Genomic DNA, 693 nt, shown 5'->3' on the forward strand with positions numbered 1-693 from the left:
TGGTGAGTGCCTCATAGCGAAATGGTAGCCCATATATTACGTCTCTGCGGGTAGCAACGCCAAACTCCTTTAGTGCTTCAAATGTTTTATCGCCAACGCCCTTTACGTTTTGGATAGTTTGAGCCAAAATTGTTTCAAATTCAGCGTTAAATGGAGCATCTGCTTGTTTTGATAGCGATAGCCGCAATTCATCAATAAACGTGTCTAGTTGTTTAATATCAGGCTTACCTTGTTTAATCAGCTTTTCACAGCCGACTGCAAGCTCTGGAGCTATATCTGACAGGTGTTTTAATAGCTCTCTTAACAGTGAAACAGGCTCTTTGGCGAAGTCTGCATAGTTTTTAGATATTTTGTCCATGAGGACGCGCAAATGTGGTAGCGCAAAATTCATTTTTCTGCTCTATTAGTAAAGCTGGCGAGCAGTTTTTCTGGGTCTAGTATAACCACCAGTGCATTATTGGTATTCACAAGTCCTGTTGCAGGGCTGCTTTTATGAATGCTATTTTCACGCGGAGGTTCTATGTCATCTGCTGATACGTTCAGCACCTTATCAACTCTATCAACAAGAAGACCGAGCTTTATCCCCTTTATGGTTGCTATCATTATGCGCTGCTCGTCGTTATCTTTTTCTAACTCAAGCCCGAAGTGTTCGCACAGGTTCACTATGGGCAAAACATCACCGCGAACATCAAT

At 42.3% G+C, this 693-nt stretch carries 2 protein-coding genes; both read right to left on the reverse strand.

All coding sequences use genetic code 11. The annotated features are described in order from the left end of the window. The coding region (locus AC1MDJ_RS08275) for a hypothetical protein (RefSeq protein ID WP_479690438.1) at nt 1-391 on the reverse strand (391 nt) is incomplete at its 3' end. Beyond that, on the reverse strand, nt 388-693 hold a 306-nt coding region (locus tag AC1MDJ_RS08280; protein ID WP_479690439.1), incomplete at its 5' end, for a chemotaxis protein CheW. The genes AC1MDJ_RS08280 and AC1MDJ_RS08275, both read right to left, overlap by 4 nt.

Source organism: Candidatus Termitispirillum reticulitermitis, from assembly GCF_054655775.1.